This is a genomic window from Enterobacter sp. RCC_40 (assembly GCF_041360735.1).
GTDB classification, from domain to species: domain Bacteria; phylum Pseudomonadota; class Gammaproteobacteria; order Enterobacterales; family Enterobacteriaceae; genus Enterobacter; species Enterobacter ludwigii.
In genome coordinates this window covers 1,553,369-1,573,467 of sequence record NZ_JBFUPR010000001.1, presented here as the reverse complement: position 1 = coordinate 1,573,467, position 20,099 = coordinate 1,553,369, and the positions used below count along the sequence as shown (strand labels likewise).

Sequence of the window (20,099 nt, the reverse complement as noted above, 5' to 3'; positions counted from 1 at the left end):
TGGGCATGTTTTACTGCCCAATCCGTGTGGATTGGGCATTTTTTTTACGCGATTTCTGCCGGTGCGGAGGCGACGCGTGCACTTTCAATCAGACGTATTGCCAGCGCAATGACACCGCATACCGTTGCCAGGGCAACCACGCCCGTCCAGCCAGCCAGCGTGTAGATTTTACTCCCCGCAGCCGAACCCAGCGCCATGCCGATAAAGACCACCGTAAAGAGCAGGGCATTAAGACGCCCCCTGGCCTGAGGCTCAAGGCTATAGACCAGATTCTGGTGCGCCACCAGACTGGACTGCAGGCCCAGATCAAACCCGATGGCTGAGACAGCAATCAGAATCAGTTGTCCATGAGGACCGAGCGCGGGCATCAGGAACATCAGGGCAAACGAGACGGTAACCAGTGCTGCGCCAAGCTGCGTGACTTTTCCGGCGCCCAGCTTGTCCGCCAGACCTCCCGCCAGCGGGGCGGCTAAGGCCCCCGCGGCCCCTGCAATACCATAACCGCCCGCGACGGCGCTCCCCAGGTGATAGCGCTCCAGCAGCATGACCGCCAGCGTTGACCAGAAGGCGCTAAAGGCAATCGACAGAAAACCCTGTGCCAGTGCTGCACGACGCAGAGCCGGATAACGACGCCACAGATGTTCCATTGAGCGCATCAGGGCGGGATAACTCAGCGTGGAGTGAATGGCAAAACGCGGGAGTACCCGCCACATCACCGCCCCAATAAATGCGATGCTTACAGCGGCCAGCTGATACATGACGCGCCAGCCAAAAGCCTCACCCACCACACCGCTGACGGTTCGCGACAGCAAGATACCCATCAGCAACCCTGTCATCACGGTTCCCACGGTTTTTCCCTGTTTCCCTTCGGGGGCGAGGATAGCCGCTGCGGGAACGATATCCTGTGCCATGGTCGCGGCCATGCCAATCAGCAGGCTTGCCAGCAGCAGTGAGTGCTGCTGCCCGGTCAGGCTGCAACCCAGCAGAAACAGTGCCAGGGCGGCGCTTTTCATCAGGATTAACGTCCTGCGGTCGTGACGATCGCCAAGCGGCAACAGAAACAGAATACCGAGCGCGTAGCCTGCCTGGGTCAGCGTCGGGACCAGTCCCATCCCTTCAATACTAAGATGAAGGTCGGCGCCTATCAGCGGCAGCAGCGGTTGCGCGTAGTAAATGGATGCGACGCTAAAGCCAGCCCCCAGAGCCAGCATAAAAATCACCCAGCGACTGGCGGCATGGGGAGCAGTTGTTGTGTTCATAAGACGTTCCTCACTCATAATGTGCCGCTATTTTTTATCACTACGCCTTGCGACGGTAGAGGGCCTGGTGGTAAAACGCTTATACGTTTGGCGTATAGCAGGGAAAATGATGAAGCGAGTTGAGCGTATAGACAGGGTTGAACTCATGCGCACATTTGTTCGTATTGTGGAAAGCGGATCGCTATCCGGGGCGGCAAGACTGCTTGCGACGAGCCAGGCCACGGTGAGCCGCCGCCTTCAGTCTCTGGAAACGCTGCTGGGGGTACGGCTTTTATTGCGAACCACCCATGCAACAAAACTTACCGATGACGGCGAGCGCTGCTATCAACATGCCCGGCGGGTTATTGATAGCTGGCTGGCACTGGAAGATGAAATCGGTCAGACAGAGGACGAGCCGGTCGGGGTGTTACGGGTACGTGCACCGCACGCCTTTGGGCAGGATCAGCTTCTGAGGCCGTTAACGGAGTTTTTGCAGCGTTATCCTCAGCTGTCGGTGGAGTGGATGCTCAACGATAAGTCGGTGGATTTTCTGAGCGACAATCTGGATTGTGCTATTCGAGTTGGCGCAGAGGTGGATCCGGCAACCGTCTCCGTGCTGCTGGCGGAAGTGCCACGCTGTGTGGTGGCTTCGCCTGCGCTGCTGGACCAGTTTGCGCCGGTTCACACACCGGAGGATCTGCATGCGCTGCCCTGGATTGCCATCAGCACGTTCTATCAGCGACATGTGGAGTTGTGGGATGATCTTGCTCAGGTAAAACGTATCTCCATTGCGCCACGGTTAAGTACGGATAGCCTGCATGTTGCGCGCAATACCGCCCTGACAGGGTTAGGGGTGGCGATGGTTTCAAGCTGGACGGTCAAGCAGGATATCCAGGAAGGGCGCTTAGTGCATTTGCTTCCACAGTGGCAGCCCGCCGCGCTCCCGGTTCATCTGGTTTATCCGTGGTCGCGTTATTATCCGGCGCGTTTACGCCGTTTTCTGGAGATGATGAAGAGGGTGATGCCGGACATTGCGGGTATGAGAAAGCCGGCACGCGAGCAATAAAAAAGCCGACCCGAAGGTCGGCTTTTTACGCTATGTGTCGTTACTCAACAGACTGCGGACGGGTAGCCGGTGCTGTCGCCTGATGCGTTGCACTGTGGCCACCGGCAGAGCCTTTACCGTCAAAGTTGAACGCAGGGCGGACCCAGTCACTGTGACGCGGCGCTTCCGGCACATATTCCGGCGCTGGTGCGCGAGTCATCGGGGCTGTCGCAACGTGAGCAGGGGCCGGCGCTGTGATTACCGGCTCGGCTTTCACTTCTGGCTCTTCTGCTTTCGCGGCTTCACGCACCGGTTCGACGTCAATTTCAACGTCCTGAACCACGTCTTCAGTCACGGTTTCGACAACCACGTCCGGGGTCTCTTCTACCGCTGCTGCTGGCTGAACCTCAGCAACAACGTCTTCAGCGACCACGGTGTCTTCTTCAGCAATAAGCTGCGGTGCGGCGTCAACCGGCGCGGCAATCACTTCAGGGTGCGTGGTTTCAACGTCTACTGCATGAGGCGCTTCTGACTCAACGGCCTGTGGCTCAACCACGATAGCGGCTTCATTTACCGCTTCTTCAGTTGCGGCTACCGGGGCAATCACCTCTTCGGTGACAGCCTGTTCTTCCACAACCTGCTCCTGACGAGCAACCGGGTAGCGGATCCAGACTTTACCGGATGCCATTTCAGGAGACGCGCACGCCACGGTTAATGGCATTGGCGACTGTGTCGGGTAACGCTCATCGCGATAACGACGACGACGTTGACCGCTGACGCGCAGGTGACGCGGAGAGCGGCGTGAACGACGTGGCATACCCGCGTTATCACGGCCTTCACCGTTATCGTCTTGCTCAGCGTTGCTTTCGACGACGGCCGGCAGATCCACTTTCGCCAGTTGAGTGCCTGGTGCAGTGTCACTTGCTTCTGCAGGGATGATGACGGTCTCTTCCACCGGCAGGGCGCCTACACGCACTTTCTGTGACAGCTGGCGCTGCTTACGACGCGGCATAACCTGAGTACGTTCTTCCTGCTCGCTTTCCTGTTGTTCAACAGGCTCTTCGCGGTTCAGGTTTTTGACTTCCTGCTGCGCCTGGCGCTTCTCGTCGTTACGACGACGGCTACGCTCACGGCGTGGCTGCTGCTCGTCGCGCTGTTTGCTCTTCTCAGACTCATCGCCCGCCTGCTGGCGAATTTCACGATCTTCAACATTCTGCGGTTGCTTCTCGCGACGGTTGCGACGGTTGTCTTCGCGTTGCTCACGACCCTCATTATTGTCCGAACGGTTGTCACGGCGTTCGTTACGGTCATTACGATCGTTACGGTCACGGCGGTTGTTCTGACGTTTACGACGGTCCTGCTGACGTTCAGGTTTCGCTTCTTTCGGTGCTTCTTTCGGTTGCTCAGGCTGCTGGACTTCTTCGCCTGCAAACATCTTCTTCAGCGCACCGAAGAGGCGGCTCAGCAGACCCGGTTGTTCTGGCTGGGCTTTGACCGCAACGGCTTCTGGTTTTTGCGCAACCGGTTTGGTCACAGGTTTTTCCAGTGCCGTTTCTGGCGGAGCTTCAGGCATGATGAAGGTCGCTAAGGCTGGCTGCTCTGGCAGTTTGCGCTCGGCAGGTTCTTCATCGGAAGGCAGCGCCATCTCTTCTTCATGCAGCTTAGGCAGCAGATAGCTGAGCGTGCTGGTCTCTTCACCCTTACGGACACGCAGCACGTGGTAGTGCGGGGTTTCCATCTGATCGTTAGGCACGATGATGCAGCGAACATCGCCCTGGCGTGATTCAATTGCGCTGACGGCCGCACGTTTTTCGTTCAGCAGGTAGGACGCAATTGGCACAGGAACAATGGCATGAACCTCTTTGGTGTTCTCTTTCAGCGCTTCTTCTTCAATCAGACGCAGAATAGAGAGGGACAGAGATTCGTTATCACGAACGGTACCGGTACCGGAGCAGCGCGGACAGACGTGATGGCTGGATTCACCGAGTGAAGGGCTCAGACGCTGACGGGACATCTCCAGCAAGCCGAAGCGTGAGATATGGCTAATCTGGATACGAGCACGATCCTGGCGTACCGCTTCGCGCAGACGGTTTTCAACCGCACGCTGGTGGCGAACAGGGGTCATGTCGATAAAGTCGATAACAATCAGACCACCCAGGTCACGCAGGCGGAGCTGGCGGGCGATTTCATCAGCGGCTTCAAGGTTGGTGTTGAAGGCGGTCTCTTCGATATCACCGCCGCGCGTAGCACGTGCGGAGTTGATGTCGATGGCGGTCAGCGCTTCGGTCGTATCAATAACGATAGAACCACCGGATGGCAGACGCACTTCACGCTGGAAAGCGGATTCAATCTGCGATTCGATCTGATAATGGCTGAACAGCGGGATTTCACCGGTGTACAGTTTGATTTTGCTGGTGAAATCCGGACGACCCAGCGCAGCAATGTGCTGGCGCGCCAGCTCAAGCACTTTCGGGTTATCGATCAGAATCTCACCGATGTCCTGACGCAGGTAGTCACGGAAGGCACGCACAATCACGTTGCTTTCCTGGTGAATCAGGAACGGCGCTGCGCGGCTTTCTGCCGCTTTCTGGATTGCTTCCCAGTGCTTCAGACGGAAGCTTAAGTCCCACTGCAGCGCTTCGGCAGATTTGCCGACGCCTGCGGTACGTACGATAAGCCCCATGCCGTCAGGCAGCTCAAGACTTGCCAGCGCTTCTTTCAGTTCGGTACGGTCATCACCTTCGATACGGCGAGAGATACCACCGGCACGCGGGTTGTTTGGCATCAGAACCAGGTAACTTCCCGCAAGACTGATAAAGGTGGTCAGTGCGGCACCTTTGTTGCCACGCTCTTCTTTATCAATCTGAACAATGACTTCCTGACCTTCACGCAGCACATCTTTGATGTTTGGGCGGCCATGGGAGTTATAGTTTGCAGGGAAATATTCGCGGGCGATTTCTTTCAGAGGGAGGAAACCGTGACGCTCAGCACCGTAATCGACAAATGCAGCTTCAAGGCTTGGTTCAATGCGGGTGATTTTACCTTTGTAAATGTTCGCTTTTTTCTGTTCGTGTCCAGGACTTTCGATATCCAGATCGTACAGGCGCTGCCCATCCACAAGGGCGACACGCAACTCTTCTTGCTGAGTTGCGTTGATTAACATTCTTTTCATCGTAACTTACTCGTTATTCTTACATTGACGACAAAGCTGCGGGCAAGGTGACGCTTTCCGGGGTATGAACCGATGGCCTCGTGTCTATTCACGTCGCCAACCTCACGGTTGTCGCTCGCTTAAGAGGCGCAGAGTGTCGGTTGCCTGTATTTCATACGGAAACACAGCGCAATTATCAGGGGAATTGCCTGGGTAGAACTCTCCAGAGAACAATCCTTATACCGGGAAGTACTGCAACCCGCAGCCCGCTAACTGCCTGAAAGATCAATACGTCTTACGCCATTGCTGCGTGGATGATCGGTCAGACAAAATTGGTCATTCCGTCGAGATCCTTACTTAACCAGGATTTAACACGGAAAACGAGTTCATTATTCCACTGCTCGCCGGGTTATAGCAAGATGACTTTTACCAATTATCACCCGGTTACTCACAGTTTCTTCACTTCAAGGCGGTGATTGGTTTAATAACCACCAAATCGATTGCGTGAAACAGGGGGCAGGCCGGATAAAAGTAAATATAAGCATAGAAAAATGAGTGGCGCTAATGGCTGACGATATTTAGAATCGCCAACCATGAAAACAGAGACTCCAGCCGTAAAAATGGTTGCCATCGCGGAAGATGACGCGGGGCAACGTATCGATAACTTTTTGCGCACCCAACTCAAAGGCGTGCCAAAGAGCATGATTTACCGCATCCTGCGCAAGGGTGAAGTGCGGGTTAACAAAAAACGCGTGAAGCCTGAGTACAAACTCGAAGCCGGTGATGAAGTGCGTATCCCGCCGGTCCGTGTTGCGGAACGCGAAGAAGAGGTCGTTTCACCCAGGTTGCAGAAAGTGGCTGCCCTGAGTGACGTTATCCTTTATGAGGATGATCATATCCTGGTGCTGAATAAACCGTCAGGTACCGCTGTCCATGGCGGGAGTGGTCTCAGCTTTGGCGTGATTGAAGGCCTGCGTGCGCTGCGTCCCGAAGCCCGTTTCCTCGAACTGGTTCACCGTCTCGATCGCGATACCTCCGGCGTGCTGCTGGTCGCAAAAAAACGTTCTGCCCTGCGTTCCCTGCATGAGCAGCTGCGTGAAAAAGGGATGCAGAAGGATTATCTGGCGCTGGTTCGCGGCCACTGGCAGTCCCACGTTAAGGCAGTGCAGGCACCTTTGCTGAAGAATATTTTGCAAAGCGGTGAGCGCATTGTACGTGTGAATCAGGAAGGGAAGCCGTCTGAGACGCGTTTCAAAGTGGAAGAGCGCTATGCGTTCGCCACGCTGGTGCGCTGCAGCCCGGTAACCGGCCGTACCCACCAGATCCGCGTACATACGCAGTATGCCGGTCATCCGATCGCATTTGATGACCGCTATGGCGACAGGGAGTTTGATAAGCAACTGGCGGGCACCGGGTTGTCACGCCTGTTCCTGCATGCGGCGGCACTGACGTTCACTCACCCGAATACCGGCGAAACAATTCGCATTGAAGCCCCCCTTGATGAGCAGTTAAAACGCTGCCTGAAGGTGCTGCGCGGCTGATTTGGCTGGCACTTACCGACCTGAGGTCTCTCAGGCCGGTGAGTGATGCATCAATCGTAATACTCACATCTTCAGCGGATTACACTCCTCGCGTCTGAGCATCTGGCACAATGCTATCAACGGCAACCCAACCAGCGTGTTTGGGTCACGTCCGTCCAGCTTGTCGAACAGGGCAATCCCCAGACCTTCACTTTTGAAGCTTCCGGCGCAATTGAGCGGTCGCTCCCGACGCACATAGTCGGCGATTTCCTGCTCACTAAGATGGCGAAAATGGACGTCGAAAGGTTCGCATTCGGTTTGCAGGTGACCCGAGGCGGAGTTGTAGAGTGCCAGACCCGTATAAAAGGTGACGATATTGCCCCGCGCTTGCATAAGCTGCTGACAGGCATTCGCTTCAGTGTGCGGCTTTCCGGTGATAACACCGTCCAGCACACAAACCTGATCGGAGCCTATAATCAAATGCGAAGGGTAGCGTGCGGCAAGTGATTGCGCTTTCTCCTTCGCAAGACGGGTGACCAGGTGACGCGGTGATTCGCCCGGCTGCGGCGTCTCGTCAACTTCCGGCGCCGCGCATTCAAACGGGATCCCGAGCTTTTCCAGCAACATTCGGCGGTAGGGTGAGGTGGAGGCAAGAACGAGATTTGGCATATTTTTATCACCAGATATAGCGTATCGATGCCAGCCATTTTAAACTACAGGCCGCAATGTGTGCGAATAATTGGCAAAAGGCAGCTGTGGTTGCCTTTTTCTTTGACTATATGACGTTACAAAGTTAATATGCGCGCCCTATGCAAAAGGTAAAATTACCCCTGACTCTTGATCCGGTTCGCACGGCTCAAAAACGCCTCGATTACGAAGGTATTTATACTTCCGATCAGGCTGAGCGTGTTGCCGAATCCGTAGTCAGTGTGGACAGTGATGTAGAATGCTCCATGTCGTTCGCTATCGATAACCAGCGTCTCGCCGTTTTAACCGGCGATGCAAAGGTGACGGTAACCCTCGAATGTCAGCGTTGCGGGAAACCGTTTGTACAGCATGTTCACACAACGTATTGTTTCAGTCCGGTCCGTTCTGACGAACAGGCTGAAGCACTCCCGGAAGCGTATGAACCGATTGAAGTTAATGAATTCGGTGAAATCGATCTTCTGGCTCTGGTTGAAGATGAAATCATCCTCTCCTTGCCAGTCGTTCCGGTGCATGAATCTGAACACTGTGAAGTGTCCGAGGCGGACATGGTCTTTGGGGAACTGCCTGATGAAGCGCAAAAACCAAACCCATTTGCCGTATTAGCCAGCTTAAAGCGTAAGTAATTGAGGAGTAAGGTCCATGGCCGTACAACAGAATAAACCAACCCGTTCCAAACGTGGCATGCGTCGTTCCCATGACGCGCTGACTGCAGTTACCAGCCTGTCTGTAGACAAGACTTCTGGTGAGAAACACCTGCGTCACCACATCACCGCTGACGGTTTCTACCGCGGCCGCAAGGTTATCACTAAGTAATCACGCGTCAGCGTGATTAGGCTTAGTGAGGATTTCCCCGTGCAAACGGGGAATTTACCGAACCAGGCTGTGACGATACCTTGACACGTCTAACCCTGGCGTTAGATGTCATGGGAGGGGATTTTGGCCCTTCCGTGACAGTGCCTGCAGCTTTGCAGGCACTGAATTCTAATTCGCAACTCACACTTCTTTTAGTCGGCAATCCCGACACAATCACGCCATTACTTGCAAAAGCTGACTTCGAACAACGTTCGCGTCTGCAGATTATTCCTGCGCAGTCAGTTATTGCCAGTGATGCACGTCCATCGCAGGCGATTCGCAATAGCCGGGGCAGTTCTATGCGAATGGCGCTGGAGCTGGTGAAGGAAGGACGCGCGGAGGCTTGCGTCAGTGCGGGAAATACCGGCGCGCTGATGGGGCTGTCGAAATTGTTGCTCAAACCTATTGAAGGTATTGAGCGTCCGGCGCTGGTGACGGTATTACCGCATCAGCAGAAGGGCAAGACCGTGGTGCTCGATTTGGGTGCTAACGTCGATTGTGATAGTACAATGCTGGCTCAGTTTGCCGTGATGGGGTCGGTGCTGGCAGAAGAAGTGGTCGGGATAAACAATCCCCGTGTTGCGTTATTGAACATCGGTGAAGAAGAGACCAAAGGCCTGGACAGTATTCGCGAAGCTGCCGAATTGCTCAAACAGGTTCCCTCCATCAACTATATTGGTTATCTCGAAGCCAATGAGTTGCTGACGGGGAAAACGGATGTTCTGGTGTGTGATGGCTTCACCGGGAACGTAACGTTGAAGACCATGGAAGGGGTCGTGCGAATGTTTCTTTCACTGCTTAAATCGCAGGGAGAAGGCAAAAAAAGCGCCTGGTGGTTGATTTTATTAAAGCGTTGGTTACAAAAAAGCCTGACGCGGCGATTCAGTCACCTCAACCCCGACCAGTATAATGGCGCCTGTCTGTTAGGATTGCGCGGCATCGTGATTAAGAGTCATGGTGCCGCCAATCAGCGAGCATTTACTGTCGCCATTGAACAGGCAGTGCAGGCGGTGCAGCGACAAGTCCCTCAGCGGATTGCCGCTCGCCTGGAATCTGTATTAGCTAAAAGTGACTGAGCGTACATGTATACGAAGATTTTAGGTACCGGCAGCTACCTGCCAAAACACGTGCGTACCAACGCCGATCTTGAAAAAATGGTAGATACGTCTGACGAGTGGATTGTCACGCGCACAGGTATCCGTGAACGTCGTATTGCCGCGCCAGACGAAACCGTTTCGACCATGGGTTACGAAGCCGCGCAGCGTGCTATCGAAATGGCGGGCATTGATAAAGATCAGATTGGCTTGATCGTGGTTGCCACGACCTCTGCCACGCATGCCTTCCCAAGCGCAGCGTGCCAGGTGCAAAACATGCTCGGCATTAAAGGCTGCCCGGCATTTGACGTTGCCGCAGCGTGCGCAGGGTTCACCTATGCGCTGAGCGTTGCCGATCAGTATGTTAAATCCGGTGCCGTGAAATATGCGCTGGTCATCGGTGCTGACGTGCTGGCACGTACCTGCGATCCAACCGATCGTGGGACGATCATTATTTTTGGTGATGGTGCGGGCGCGGTACTGCTCGGTCAGTCCGAAGAGCCGGGCATCATCTCTACGCATCTGCATGCCGATGGCAGCTACGGCGAATTACTGACCCTGCCTAACGCCGATCGCGTTAATCCGGATAACGCTATTTACCTGACGATGGCAGGTAATGAGGTGTTCAAGGTGGCGGTGACTGAGCTTGCGCACATTGTCGATGAAACGCTGGAAGCGAATAACCTTGACCGCTCCGCACTCGACTGGCTGGTGCCACATCAGGCAAACCTGCGTATCATCAGCGCGACCGCTAAAAAGCTGGGCATGTCGATGGATAACGTTGTGGTGACGCTGGATCGTCACGGCAATACCTCTGCGGCGTCAGTACCGTGCGCATTTGATGAAGCGGTACGTGACGGACGAATCAAACGGGGCCAGTTGGTCTTGCTTGAAGCCTTTGGTGGCGGGTTCACCTGGGGTTCCGCGCTGGTTCGTTTCTAGTATAAGGATTAAATAATGACGCAATTTGCTTTTGTGTTCCCGGGCCAGGGTTCTCAGGCCGTTGGGATGTTGTCTGAAATGGCAGCAAAGTATCCGGTTATCGAAGAGACTTTCCGTGAAGCTTCCGCTGCGCTGGGTTATGATTTGTGGGCGCTGACCCAACAGGGACCAGCCGAAGAGCTGAACAAAACCTGGCAGACTCAGCCAGCGCTGTTGACGGCGTCCGTTGCGCTGTGGCGTGTCTGGCAGCAGCAGGGCGGTAAAGCGCCAGCGCTGCTCGCGGGCCATAGCCTGGGTGAATACTCTGCGCTGGTGTGTGCCGGTGTTATCGCGTTTGCTGACGCGGTGCGTCTGGTTGAACTGCGCGGTAAGTTCATGCAGGAAGCAGTACCTGAAGGCACCGGTGGCATGTCTGCTATCATCGGCCTCGATGATGCTGCGATTGCAAAAGCGTGTGAAGAATCCGCTGAAGGTCAGGTGGTGTCTCCCGTTAACTTCAACTCGCCAGGGCAGGTGGTTATCGCCGGTCATAAAGACGCGGTTGAACGTGCTGGTGCAGCCTGTAAAGCTGCAGGGGCGAAACGCGCTCTGCCGCTGCCCGTCAGCGTACCGTCCCACTGCGCACTGATGAAACCTGCTGCCGATAAACTGGCCGTTGAGCTTGAAAAAATTACTTTTAACACACCGACAATCTCCGTTGTGAACAACGTCGATGTGAAATGCGAAACCTCGCCGGACGCTATCCGTGATGCGCTGGTTCGCCAGCTCTACAGCCCGGTACAGTGGACCAAAACCGTTGAGTTTATGGCCTCTCAGGGCGTTGAGCATCTGTATGAAGTCGGCCCAGGTAAAGTCCTCACCGGTCTGACAAAACGTATTGTTGACACCCTGACTGCTTCGGCAATTAACGAGCCGGACGCGATGTCAGCGGCACTCTCGCAATAAAAGAGGAATACCATGAGTTTTGAAGGAAAAATTGCCCTGGTCACTGGCGCAAGCCGCGGTATCGGGCGTGCAATTGCTGAAACACTGGTTGCGCGCGGCGCGAAAGTGATTGGTACAGCAACCAGCGAGAATGGCGCTAAGGCCATCAGCGAGTATCTGGGTGCGAACGGTAAAGGTTTGGTTCTGAATGTGACCGAACCTGCATCTATCGAATCTGTTCTGGAAAATATTCGCGCAGAATTTGGCGAAGTGGATATTCTGGTAAATAATGCCGGGATCACTCGTGATAACCTGTTAATGCGAATGAAAGACGACGAGTGGAACGATATCATCGAAACCAACCTGTCATCTGTATTCCGTCTGTCAAAAGCGGTAATGCGCGCTATGATGAAAAAGCGTCATGGTCGTATTATCACTGTCGGTTCTGTGGTTGGTACCATGGGAAATGCTGGTCAGGCTAACTACGCTGCGGCGAAAGCAGGTCTGATCGGTTTCAGTAAGTCGCTGGCACGTGAAGTTGCGTCCCGCGGTATTACTGTAAACGTTGTTGCTCCGGGCTTTATTGAAACGGACATGACGCGTGCGCTAACTGATGAGCAGCGTGCGGGTACGCTGGCAGCTGTTCCAGCGGGCCGCTTAGGCGACCCTAAAGAAATTGCCAGTGCGGTTGCATTTTTAGCCTCTGACGAAGCGGGTTACATCACTGGTGAGACCCTCCACGTCAACGGCGGGATGTACATGGTTTAATCACGATGAAAAATATTTGCGTTATTAGGGCGAATGGCCTCAAAATAACGTAAAATCGTGGTAAGAACTGCCGGGATTTAGTTGCAAATTTTTCAACATTTTATACACTACGAAAACCATCGCGAAAGCGAGTTTTGATAGGAAATTTAAGAGTATGAGCACTATCGAAGAACGCGTTAAGAAAATTATCGGCGAACAGCTGGGCGTTAAGCAGGAAGAAGTTGTGAACTCCGCTTCCTTCGTTGAAGACCTGGGCGCAGATTCTCTTGACACCGTTGAGCTGGTAATGGCTCTGGAAGAAGAGTTTGATACTGAGATTCCGGACGAAGAAGCTGAGAAGATCACCACCGTTCAGGCTGCCATTGATTACATCAACGGTCACCAGGCGTAAGTGAACATCTCCAGGCGGTCATTCGACCGCCTGAGTTTTATCTTTTTTGTCCCACGAATCCCTTTTTTATCCCTCCCTGGAGGACAAACGTGTCTAAGCGTCGTGTAGTTGTGACCGGACTTGGCATGTTGTCTCCTGTCGGCAATACCGTAGAGTCCACCTGGAAAGCTCTCCTTGCCGGTCAGAGCGGCATCAGCCTAATCGACCATTTCGATACTAGCGCCTATGCAACGAAATTTGCTGGCTTAGTAAAGGATTTTAACTGTGAAGAGATCATCTCGCGCAAAGAACAGCGCAAGATGGATGCCTTCATTCAATATGGAATTGTCGCTGGCGTTCAGGCCATGCAGGATTCTGGCCTTGAAATTACGGAAGAGAACGCAACCCGTATCGGTGCCGCTATCGGTTCCGGGATTGGCGGTCTGGGTCTGATCGAGGAAAACCATACATCTCTGATGAATGGCGGCCCGCGTAAAATCAGCCCGTTCTTCGTTCCGTCCACGATTGTTAATATGGTGGCAGGTCATCTGACCATCATGTTCGGCCTGCGTGGGCCAAGCATTTCTATCGCTACCGCATGTACCTCTGGCGTGCATAACATCGGCCAGGCCGCGCGCATGATTGCGTACGGCGATGCAGATGCTATGGTTGCGGGCGGTGCGGAAAAAGCCAGTACTCCGCTGGGAGTGGGTGGCTTTGGTGCAGCGCGTGCGCTGTCTACCCGCAACGATAACCCGCAGGCGGCAAGCCGTCCGTGGGACAAAGACCGTGATGGTTTTGTGCTGGGTGACGGTGCGGGTATGATCGTACTTGAAGAGTACGAACATGCTAAAAAACGTGGCGCGAAGATTTATGCTGAAATTGTCGGCTTCGGGATGAGCAGCGATGCATACCACATGACGTCACCACCAGAAAATGGTGCGGGTGCCGCGCAGGCAATGGCCAACGCGATTCGCGACGCGGGTCTTACCCCGGAGCACATCGGTTACGTTAACGCGCACGGTACTTCTACGCCTGCAGGCGATAAAGCAGAAGCTCAGGCTGTTAAGTCTATCTTCGGCGAATACGCCAGCCGCGTGCTGGTGAGCTCCACGAAATCCATGACCGGTCACCTGTTGGGTGCGGCGGGTGCAGTAGAGTCTATCTACTCTATCCTTGCGCTGCGCGATCAGGCTGTTCCGCCAACCATCAACCTGGATAATCCGGATGAAGGTTGTGACCTGGACTTCGTTCCTCACGAAGCGCGTCAGGTAAGTGGTATGGAGTACACTTTGTGTAACTCCTTCGGCTTTGGTGGTACTAACGGTTCACTGATCTTTAAAAAGATCTGAGCCTGACTGCATCATGGCGATTAAAAAAGGTCCGCTTGTCGGGCCTTTTTTATTCAGCCTAATCTTCTTGTCGGCTGCATGGCATCCTGCCAGACTAAATGCCCACGCATAAGGAGCCACCATGTTTTTAATCAATGGCCTTGAGCAAAACACGCTTCCTGCTGGTGACAGGGCAACTCAGTTTGGTGATGGCTGCTTTACGACAGCGCGCATTCTCGACGGCAATGTCTGCCTGCTCGAGGCGCACCTTCGTCGTCTTCAGCAGGGTTGTGAAGCCTTGATGATCCCCTTCACGCACTGGGACACATTGCGTCAGGAGATGTGCCAGCTGGCGGCCGGGAAGCAAAGCGGTGTTCTGAAGGTGATTATCAGCCGCGGTAGCGGTGGCCGGGGATACAGCGGTACAGCTTGCCAGCACCCAACGCGGATCCTTTCGGTGTCTGCCTGTCCTGCTCATTATCTGCGCTGGCGTGAAGAGGGCGTTACGCTAACGCTCAGCCCGGTACGTCTGGGGCGAAACCCTATGCTTGCCGGTATAAAACACCTCAACCGCCTTGAACAGGTACTGATTCGCACTCATCTTGAACAGACGGACGCTGATGAGGCGCTGGTTCTTGACAGCGAAGGGTTTATTACGGAATGCTGTGCGGCTAATTTACTCTGGCGGCAGGGGAACGATGTTTATACGCCGTCGCTCGAGCAGGCCGGCGTCAACGGGATTATGCGTCAGTTTTGTTTGCAGCAGCTGGCACACTCTGGCTTTCGCGTTGTCGAAGTGAGCGCGAGAGAAGAGGCGCTGCACCAGGCTGATGAAATTATCATCTGTAATGCGCTGATGCCGGTTGTACCCGTCCGCGCGTATGGTCAATACAGCTTGTCCTCGCGCGAGCTGTTTCAGTTTTTAGCCCCGATATGTGAGCAAACCCGATAGTCATGAAGAAAATGTTGCGCTTTGTCCTCCTCCTTATCGTTGCGCTGGGTCTTGCCGGCGGAGCGGGAGTGTGGAAAGTTCGTCAGCTGGCGAACAGTAAGATCCTGATTAAAGACGAGACGATTTTTACCCTGAAAGCGGGGACGGGCCGCCTGGCGCTTGGCGAACAGCTTTATGGCGACAAGATCATTAACCGTCCGCGCGTGTTTCAGTGGCTGTTACGTATCGAGCCTGAACTGTCTCATTTCAAAGCCGGTACCTATCGCTTTACGCCGGGGATGACCGTCAAAGAGATGCTTCAGCTGCTGGAAAGCGGTAAAGAAGCGCAGTTCCCGCTGCGTTTTGTTGAGGGGATGCGCCTGAGCGATTATCTCGAGCAGCTGCGCGATGCTCCGTACATTAAGCATACCCTGAAAGATGACCGCTATCAGACGGTGGCCGAGGTACTGAAATTTGAACACCCTGAGTGGGTGGAAGGCTGGTTCTGGCCAGACACATGGATGTACACCGCAGGCACGACCGATGTGGCTATCCTCAAGCGGGCGCATAAAAAGATGGTTGCAGCCGTCGATTCCGCCTGGGAAGGGCGCATGGACGGTCTGCCATACAAAGATCAAAACCAGTTTGTCACGATGGCCTCAATTATTGAGAAAGAGACGGCCGTCGCCGCCGAGCGCGATCAGGTGGCATCGGTCTTCATTAACCGTCTGCGTATCGGCATGCGTCTGCAAACGGACCCCACCGTCATCTACGGAATGGGCGAGAGTTATACCGGTAAGATTTCAAGAAAAGATCTGGAGACGCCAACGGCGTATAATACCTACGTGATTAGCGGTCTGCCGCCGGGCCCGATTGCCACGCCGAGCGAGGCTTCCCTGCGTGCGGCTGCGCATCCTGCTAAAACACCGTATCTCTATTTTGTGGCTGATGGAAAAGGGGGGCATACCTTTAACACCAACCTTGCCAGCCATAATCGCTCCGTTCAGGACTATCTGAAGGCACTTAAGGAAAAAAATGCGCAGTAAATACATTGTCATTGAGGGACTCGAAGGGGCGGGTAAAACCACGGCCCGCAACGTGGTGGTGGATACGCTCAAATCGCTTGGCGTTGCGGACATGGTATTTACCCGCGAGCCCGGCGGTACGCAACTGGCCGAAAAGCTGCGAAGCCTGGTGCTGGATATCAAATCCGTAGGTGACGAGGTCATCACAGATAAAGCCGAAGTATTGATGTTCTACGCGGCGCGCGTGCAGCTGGTAGAGACGGTCATTAAACCGGCCCTGGCTAATGGCAAGTGGGTAATTGGCGATCGTCACGATCTGTCGACCCAGGCTTATCAGGGCGGTGGGCGTGGTATTGACCAGACGATGCTGGCCACGCTGCGCGATGCGGTGCTGGGTGATTTTCGCCCTGACCTGACGCTCTATCTGGATGTGACGCCGGAAGTGGGTCTCAAGCGCGCCCGTGCTCGCGGTGAGCTGGACCGCATTGAGCAGGAGTCCCTTGATTTCTTTAACCGTACCCGCGCGCGCTATCTGGAACTGGCGGATCAGGATGGCAGTATTCGCACCATTGATGCGACGCAATCCCTGGAAGAGGTCACCCGCGCAATTCAGAAGACGGTTACGCAGTGGCTACAGGAGCAACAGGCATGAAATGGTACCCATGGTTGCGCCCGCATTTTGAAAAGCTGATCGAAAGCTATCAGGCTGGTCGGGGGCATCATGCGTTACTGATTCAGGCACTGCCGGGAATGGGGGATGATGCATTGATTTACGCCATCACCCGCTTCCTGATGTGTCAGCAGCCGGAAGGCCATAAAAGCTGTGGTAAATGCCGTGGCTGCCAGTTAATGCAGGCGGGCACGCACCCTGACTATTACACGCTCGAGCCCGAGAAGGGCAAAAGCGCGCTCGGTATTGATTCCGTGCGTGAAGTCAGTGAAAAATTGTACGAACATGCGCGGCTCAGCGGCGCTAAAGTCGTCTGGCTCAAAGACGCAGCACAGCTTACCGAGGCGGCGGCGAATGCGCTGCTTAAAACGCTGGAAGAACCGCCGGAGAAAACGTGGTTCCTTCTCTCCTGTCGTGACCCGGGGCGTTTGCTGGCAACGCTGCGCAGCCGTTGTCGTCTTCATCACCTCGCGGTGCCTCAGGAATCATGGGCGCTGAGCTGGCTTGAGCGAGAAGTGACAACGTCACAGGAAGGGGCGCTCTCTGCGTTGCGCCTGAGCAGCGGTGCGCCCGCGGCGGCGCTGGCATTACTGCAGCCAGAGGTCTGGTCACAGCGAGACGCGCTCTGCCGGGCCGTTGAGTCTTCCATCACCAGCCGCGACTGGCTAAGTTTATTGCCTGCGCTTAACGGCGAGCAGGCCGCGGAACGTCTGCACTGGCTGGCTTCCTTACTTCTGGATGCGCTCAAACTCCAGCAAGGGGCAACGCTACTGACCAACCCGGACGTCTGGCCGCTGGTTAACACGCTGGCGAACAGCCTGTCAGGTGCATCATTACACGCTATCCTTCACGATATCTGTCAGAGTCGTGAACAACTTTTAACAGTGACCGGTCTTAATCGCGAGCTTTTACTGACCGACCAGTTGCTGCGTATCGAACATTACCTGCAACCAGGCGTAACACCGCCTGTTTCCCATCTCTGAGAGAGACATTATGTTTTTAGTCGACTCACACTGCCATCTTGATGGCCTGGATTATCAATCCCTGCATAAAAACGTGGACGACGTGCTGGCCAAAGCCGCTGCCCGTGATGTGAAGTTTTGCCTTGCCGTGGCAACAACGCTACCGGGGTATCGCGCCATGCGTGAGCTGGTGGGCGAGCGCGAGAACGTTGTTTTCTCCTGTGGCGTGCATCCGCTCAATCAGGATGAAGAGTACGACGTTGAGGAACTGCGCCGGCTGGCCGCAGAAGAGGGCGTCGTGGCGATGGGGGAAACCGGGCTGGATTACTACTACACGCCGGAAACGAAACCGCGCCAGCAAGCATCCTTCCGCCATCATATTCGCATTGGTCGCGAGCTCAACAAGCCGGTGATTGTCCATACCCGTGATGCGCGCGCCGATACGCTGGCGATCCTGAAGGAAGAAAAGGTGACGGATTGCGGTGGCGTACTACACTGTTTCACAGAAGACAGAGAAACAGCGGGTAAACTGCTTGATTTAGGGTTTTATATCTCGTTTTCGGGGATCGTGACGTTCCGTAACGCTGAGCAACTCCGCGAGGCTGCGCGCTATGTTCCGCTCGATCGCATCCTCGTGGAAACAGACTCTCCGTATCTGGCACCGGTGCCGCATCGCGGTAAAGAAAATCAGCCAGCCATGACGAGAGACGTAGCCGAATACTTGGCCGTGCTTAAAGGCGTCAGCATTGAAGAGCTGGCCCGCGTCACGACGGACAACTTCTCTACGCTGTTCCATATCGACCCCGCCCGCCTGCAATCTGTTTGATACGCCTGTTTTTTTTAGGCTCGTAATTAATACATAAAACGAGTAAAGTTCACCGCCTCATTTGGGGCGGTGAAGGTGTATTTAGACACATCCAGAAACGCTTTTTGTAAATAACTGAAAGTTTTTCGACCGTCTTAAGCTGAAACGTGATAGCCGTCAAACAAACTCAGAGGGAATTATTTTACTCTGTGTAATAAATAAAGGGCGCTTAGATGTCCTGTCCACGGCACGGTACTCCCCCCGGGCCAATGCGTGAAAGCGTAAAAAAAGCACAAATACTCAGGAGCACTCTCAATTATGTTTAAGAATGCATTTGCTAACCTGCAAAAGGTCGGTAAATCGCTGATGCTGCCAGTATCCGTACTGCCTATCGCAGGTATCCTGCTGGGTGTCGGTTCTGCTAACTTCAGCTGGCTGCCAGCCGTAGTTTCCCACGTGATGGCCGAAGCAGGCGGTTCCGTCTTTGCTAACATGCCTCTGATCTTCGCTATCGGTGTGGCGCTGGGCTTCACCAATAACGACGGCGTTTCTGCGCTGGCTGCAGTTGTTGCCTACGGCATCATGGTGAAAACCATGGCAGTGGTTGCGCCACTGGTTCTGCATTTACCGGCAGAAGAGATCGCTGCGAAACACCTGGCAGACACCGGTGTTCTGGGCGGTATCATCTCCGGTGCGATTGCAGCGTACATGTTCAACCGCTTCTATCGCATCAAGCTGCCTGAGTATCTGGGCTTCTTCGCGGGCAAGCGTTTTGTTCCGATTATTTCTGGTCTGGCAGCGATTTTCACTGGCGTGATCCTGTCCTTCATCTGGCCACCAATCGGTTCCGCTATCCAGACCTTCTCTCAGTGGGCTGCTTATCAGAACCCGGTTGTGGCGTTTGGTATCTACGGCTTCATCGAGCGTTGCCTGGTACCATTTGGTCTGCACCACATCTGGAACGTTCCATTCCAGATGCAGATTGGTGAATTCACCAACGCTGCAGGTCAGGTATTCCACGGTGATATCCCACGTTACATGGCGGGTGACCCAACTGCAGGTAAACTGTCTGGTGGCTTCCTGTTCAAAATGTACGGTCTGCCGGCAGCGGCAATTGCTATCTGGCACTCTGCTAAACCAGAGAACCGTGCAAAAGTGGGCGGTATCATGATCTCCGCAGCGTTGACCTCGTTCCTGACCGGTATCACCGAGCCGATCGAGTTCTCCTTCATGTTCGTTGCGCCGATCCTGTACATCATTCACGCGGTTCTGGCGGGTCTGGCGTTCCCAATCTGTATCCTGCTGGGTATGCGTGACGGTACGTCCTTCTCTCACGGCCTGATCGACTTCATCGTTCTGTCCGGTAACAGCAGCAAACTGTGGCTGTTCCCAATCGTTGGTGCGTGCTATGCCGTTGTTTACTACACCATCTTCCGCGTGCTGATCAAAGCACTGGACCTGAAAACACCAGGTCGTGAAGATGCGTCAGAAGACAGCAAAGCCACCGCGACAAGCGAAATGGCTCCGGCTCTGGTTGCCGCATTCGGCGGGAAAGAAAACATCACTAACCTGGACGCGTGCATTACTCGTCTGCGTGTTAGCGTTGCCGACGTCGCGAAAGTAGACCAGCCGGGTCTGAAAAAACTGGGTGCAGCAGGGGTTGTTGTTGCTGGTTCGGGCGTTCAGGCAATCTTCGGGACTAAATCCGATAACCTGAAAACCGAAATGGATGAGTACATCCGCAACAGCTAAGCTGTGACCTG

General features: G+C 54.5%; 19 protein-coding genes. 16 read left to right on the top strand and 3 right to left on the bottom strand.

All coding sequences use genetic code 11. The features are described 5' to 3' along the window. Positions 1-44: 44 nt before the first annotated feature. Positions 45-1,259 carry an MFS transporter gene (locus tag AB6731_RS07420; RefSeq protein WP_371006097.1) on the bottom strand — a complete coding sequence of 405 codons (1,215 nt, stop codon included), beginning with the start codon at positions 1,257-1,259 and terminating at the stop codon, positions 45-47. A 19-nt stretch (positions 1,260-1,278) separates the two neighbouring features. Here AB6731_RS07420 and AB6731_RS07415 point away from each other — a divergent pair, with 19 nt between their 5' ends. Beyond that, positions 1,279-2,304 (top strand): LysR family transcriptional regulator, encoded by a 1,026-nt coding sequence (locus tag AB6731_RS07415; protein WP_371006136.1) that lies wholly within the window; start codon positions 1,279-1,281, stop codon positions 2,302-2,304. A 40-nt stretch (positions 2,305-2,344) separates the two neighbouring features. Here the strand turns inward: AB6731_RS07415 and rne are convergent, their stop codons facing one another. Next, positions 2,345-5,455, bottom strand: coding sequence for a ribonuclease E (gene rne / locus AB6731_RS07410; protein WP_040017141.1), 3,111 nt, complete (start codon positions 5,453-5,455; stop codon positions 2,345-2,347). Between the two features lie 572 nt (positions 5,456-6,027). Here rne and rluC point away from each other — a divergent pair. Further along, positions 6,028-6,975 carry a 23S rRNA pseudouridine(955/2504/2580) synthase RluC gene (gene rluC, locus AB6731_RS07405; RefSeq protein WP_014169568.1) on the top strand — a complete coding sequence of 316 codons (948 nt, stop codon included), beginning with the start codon at positions 6,028-6,030 and terminating at the stop codon, positions 6,973-6,975. Positions 6,976-7,038: 63 nt separating this feature from the next. Here rluC and AB6731_RS07400 read toward each other — a convergent pair whose 3' ends face one another. Beyond that, positions 7,039-7,623: a nucleoside triphosphate pyrophosphatase gene (locus AB6731_RS07400; protein WP_032677877.1), complete on the bottom strand. Its 585-nt coding sequence runs from the start codon at positions 7,621-7,623 to the stop codon at positions 7,039-7,041. 140 nt (positions 7,624-7,763) lie between these two features. Here AB6731_RS07400 and yceD point away from each other — a divergent pair, with 140 nt between their 5' ends. The 14 genes from yceD to ptsG all read left to right on the top strand — a co-directional run bounded on the left by yceD (position 7,764) and on the right by ptsG (position 20,088). After that, complete coding sequence (gene yceD / locus AB6731_RS07395) at positions 7,764-8,285, top strand: 23S rRNA accumulation protein YceD (RefSeq protein WP_014169570.1); 522 nt, start codon at positions 7,764-7,766, stop codon at positions 8,283-8,285. A 16-nt stretch (positions 8,286-8,301) separates the two neighbouring features. Continuing rightward, positions 8,302-8,475: a 50S ribosomal protein L32 gene (gene rpmF / locus AB6731_RS07390; RefSeq protein ID WP_003857964.1), complete on the top strand. Its 174-nt coding sequence runs from the start codon at positions 8,302-8,304 to the stop codon at positions 8,473-8,475. A gap of 80 nt (positions 8,476-8,555) precedes the next feature. Beyond that, positions 8,556-9,590, top strand: coding sequence for a phosphate acyltransferase PlsX (gene plsX / locus AB6731_RS07385; protein WP_014169571.1), 1,035 nt, complete (start codon positions 8,556-8,558; stop codon positions 9,588-9,590). 6 nt (positions 9,591-9,596) lie between these two features. Further along, complete coding sequence (locus tag AB6731_RS07380; RefSeq protein ID WP_014169572.1) at positions 9,597-10,550, top strand: beta-ketoacyl-ACP synthase III; 954 nt, start codon at positions 9,597-9,599, stop codon at positions 10,548-10,550. A gap of 15 nt (positions 10,551-10,565) precedes the next feature. Then, the gene (fabD, locus tag AB6731_RS07375; protein ID WP_014169574.1) at positions 10,566-11,495 is read left to right on the top strand and encodes an ACP S-malonyltransferase; all 930 of its coding nucleotides are present in this window, start codon (positions 10,566-10,568) and stop codon (positions 11,493-11,495) included. Positions 11,496-11,507: 12 nt separating this feature from the next. Then, on the top strand, positions 11,508-12,242 hold the full coding sequence (gene fabG / locus AB6731_RS07370; protein ID WP_014169575.1) for a 3-oxoacyl-ACP reductase FabG: 735 nt from the start codon (positions 11,508-11,510) through the stop codon (positions 12,240-12,242). A gap of 154 nt (positions 12,243-12,396) precedes the next feature. Continuing rightward, a complete protein-coding gene (acpP, locus tag AB6731_RS07365) occupies positions 12,397-12,633 on the top strand; it encodes an acyl carrier protein (protein WP_003857954.1) in 237 nt (78 codons plus the stop codon). Positions 12,634-12,722: 89 nt separating this feature from the next. Further along, positions 12,723-13,964 carry a beta-ketoacyl-ACP synthase II gene (gene fabF, locus AB6731_RS07360; RefSeq protein ID WP_371006096.1) on the top strand — a complete coding sequence of 414 codons (1,242 nt, stop codon included), beginning with the start codon at positions 12,723-12,725 and terminating at the stop codon, positions 13,962-13,964. Positions 13,965-14,085: 121 nt separating this feature from the next. Next, the gene (gene pabC, locus AB6731_RS07355; protein ID WP_078773890.1) at positions 14,086-14,895 is read left to right on the top strand and encodes an aminodeoxychorismate lyase; all 810 of its coding nucleotides are present in this window, start codon (positions 14,086-14,088) and stop codon (positions 14,893-14,895) included. 2 nt (positions 14,896-14,897) lie between these two features. Beyond that, entirely contained in the window at positions 14,898-15,920 is a 1,023-nt protein-coding gene (gene yceG, locus AB6731_RS07350; protein WP_020884666.1) for a cell division protein YceG, read from the top strand. Then, positions 15,910-16,551 (top strand): dTMP kinase, encoded by a 642-nt coding sequence (gene tmk, locus AB6731_RS07345; RefSeq protein ID WP_014169579.1) that lies wholly within the window; start codon positions 15,910-15,912, stop codon positions 16,549-16,551. The genes yceG and tmk overlap by 11 nt, the downstream gene beginning before the upstream one ends. Beyond that, positions 16,548-17,552, top strand: a complete 1,005-nt coding sequence (holB, locus tag AB6731_RS07340; RefSeq protein WP_371006095.1) for a DNA polymerase III subunit delta' — start codon at positions 16,548-16,550, stop codon at positions 17,550-17,552. The genes tmk and holB overlap by 4 nt, the downstream gene beginning before the upstream one ends. A gap of 10 nt (positions 17,553-17,562) precedes the next feature. Then, entirely contained in the window at positions 17,563-18,357 is a 795-nt protein-coding gene (locus tag AB6731_RS07335) for a metal-dependent hydrolase (RefSeq protein ID WP_371006094.1), read from the top strand. Between the two features lie 297 nt (positions 18,358-18,654). Next, positions 18,655-20,088, top strand: a complete 1,434-nt coding sequence (gene ptsG / locus AB6731_RS07330; RefSeq protein ID WP_014169582.1) for a PTS glucose transporter subunit IIBC — start codon at positions 18,655-18,657, stop codon at positions 20,086-20,088. The last annotated feature ends 11 nt before the right edge of the window (positions 20,089-20,099 follow it).

Bases quoted from the DNA above. Each gene is read 5' to 3' on its own strand.
- AB6731_RS07420 (WP_371006097.1), bottom strand. From the start codon at position 1,259: ATGAACACAACAACTGCTCCCCATGCCGCCAGTCGCTGGGTGATTTTT.
- AB6731_RS07415 (WP_371006136.1), top strand. From the start codon at position 1,279: ATGTGCCGCTATTTTTTATCACTACGCCTTGCGACGGTAGAGGGCCTG.
- rne (WP_040017141.1), bottom strand. From the start codon at position 5,455: ATGAAAAGAATGTTAATCAACGCAACTCAGCAAGAAGAGTTGCGTGTC.
- rluC (WP_014169568.1), top strand. From the start codon at position 6,028: ATGAAAACAGAGACTCCAGCCGTAAAAATGGTTGCCATCGCGGAAGAT.
- AB6731_RS07400 (WP_032677877.1), bottom strand. From the start codon at position 7,623: ATGCCAAATCTCGTTCTTGCCTCCACCTCACCCTACCGCCGAATGTTG.
- yceD (WP_014169570.1), top strand. From the start codon at position 7,764: ATGCAAAAGGTAAAATTACCCCTGACTCTTGATCCGGTTCGCACGGCT.
- rpmF (WP_003857964.1), top strand. From the start codon at position 8,302: ATGGCCGTACAACAGAATAAACCAACCCGTTCCAAACGTGGCATGCGT.
- AB6731_RS07380 (WP_014169572.1), top strand. From the start codon at position 9,597: ATGTATACGAAGATTTTAGGTACCGGCAGCTACCTGCCAAAACACGTG.
- fabD (WP_014169574.1), top strand. From the start codon at position 10,566: ATGACGCAATTTGCTTTTGTGTTCCCGGGCCAGGGTTCTCAGGCCGTT.
- fabG (WP_014169575.1), top strand. From the start codon at position 11,508: ATGAGTTTTGAAGGAAAAATTGCCCTGGTCACTGGCGCAAGCCGCGGT.
- acpP (WP_003857954.1), top strand. From the start codon at position 12,397: ATGAGCACTATCGAAGAACGCGTTAAGAAAATTATCGGCGAACAGCTG.
- pabC (WP_078773890.1), top strand. From the start codon at position 14,086: ATGTTTTTAATCAATGGCCTTGAGCAAAACACGCTTCCTGCTGGTGAC.
- yceG (WP_020884666.1), top strand. From the start codon at position 14,898: ATGAAGAAAATGTTGCGCTTTGTCCTCCTCCTTATCGTTGCGCTGGGT.
- tmk (WP_014169579.1), top strand. From the start codon at position 15,910: ATGCGCAGTAAATACATTGTCATTGAGGGACTCGAAGGGGCGGGTAAA.
- holB (WP_371006095.1), top strand. From the start codon at position 16,548: ATGAAATGGTACCCATGGTTGCGCCCGCATTTTGAAAAGCTGATCGAA.
- AB6731_RS07335 (WP_371006094.1), top strand. From the start codon at position 17,563: ATGTTTTTAGTCGACTCACACTGCCATCTTGATGGCCTGGATTATCAA.
- ptsG (WP_014169582.1), top strand. From the start codon at position 18,655: ATGTTTAAGAATGCATTTGCTAACCTGCAAAAGGTCGGTAAATCGCTG.